General features: G+C 31.4%; 1 protein-coding gene. It reads left to right on the top strand.

From position 1 onward, the window contains the following. Positions 1–894: 894 nt before the first annotated feature. A partial coding sequence (locus tag D0X99_RS20255; RefSeq protein WP_119479689.1) for a DUF4238 domain-containing protein occupies positions 895–1,348 on the top strand: 454 nt, incomplete at its 3' end.

Genomic DNA, 1,348 nt, shown 5'->3' with positions numbered 1-1,348 from the left:
ATTACTGTTTCAACAATTGCATCTTCAAAAAAAATCTAATGTTGATTCCGTAAATGCTTTGGTGTATCCCAAAGAATTCAAATTGAACCATATTGATAATAGATTTTTAAAGGTTTTTTCAAAGATTAATTGGAAAAATAACGATTCTTTCAACTTTAATATTTTTATAAATTCTGGAATTAATTCGATTCTTGAAAAAATCTCAAGTGATTCAATTGATCTCGGAGATATTGCTGATTTTACTTTAGGAATCACTCCTTATGATAAATATAAGGGGCATTCAGAGGATTTAATAAAAAACAGAAGATTTCACGCTCAAACCAAATTAGATGAAACTTATAAACCATTGATTAGTGGTGGAAACATTACTAGATATCATGTTTCAAATGAAATAGAAGAATTTATTAAATATGGTGATTGGTTAGGTGCTCCTAGAGAGGAAAGATTTTTTGTTTCGCCCCGAATATTGGTAAGACAGATTGTTTCTGGTAATCCTCCTAGAATTTATTGTGGTTATACAGAAGAAGAATNTGGCAATTCTGATTTAGAGAATAAAGTGTCCTCTATCCTTAGAATTATGGAAGATTTGAATGATATAAGAATCAACTTTTCAAATTTCCTTCGAGCAAAATTAAAATTAGATTCTATATCAAAGAATCTCCATAACTGGCCTGACTTGGATTTCAAGGGATTTTTGGGAGAGTTAAGCAAGGCCAAGGTCAAGTTGAGTTTGTCTGAAGAAGCCGAATGGATGGCCTATTTTACTGAACAAAAAGCCAAGGCCCTCGCCCTCCAAGCCGACATCACCCGCCTCGACCGCGAAATCGACGCCTTGGTGTATGAATTGTATGGCCTGACCGAGGAGGAGATTAAGATTGTGGAAGGGGGTGAGGGGTGAGTGATCCAAAAAAACACCATTTTGTTCCCGAATGCTATTTAAATGAATATTCTGGAGGTAAGGATCTATATTGTTTAGATTTAAAATTACTTTTTGAAAGAAAAAAAATTCACGTTGGAAAAAAGAATCCTAGTCAGATTTGTTATTCGCCAAATTTTTATACTATAAAGGATTTACCATTTTATGATTTTGATGGGTATGAAGAATTATTTCTTGAATCAAAAGCTTTTAAAAAATTAGAGGATGATTATAGGCTAATTATTAATAATCTTTTAAAAAACAAGAAAGTTTCTAGAATTGAAGGGGCTATGATTTCTGATTTTATTTTAAATTTAAAGATTAGGAACCCAATATTTCTTATGATTTCAGAATCAAATAAAGTGAGAAATATTCAGGTGGTTATGGATAAATTATATCAAGATATAGTGAAAAAGGATGAATTTAAACACA

It is taken from the genome of Algoriphagus lacus (genome assembly GCF_003583985.1).
GTDB lineage: Bacteria > Bacteroidota > Bacteroidia > Cytophagales > Cyclobacteriaceae > Algoriphagus > Algoriphagus lacus.
Note: the sequence above shows the minus strand (reverse complement) of the source record. Positions and strands in the feature narration are given on the sequence as shown.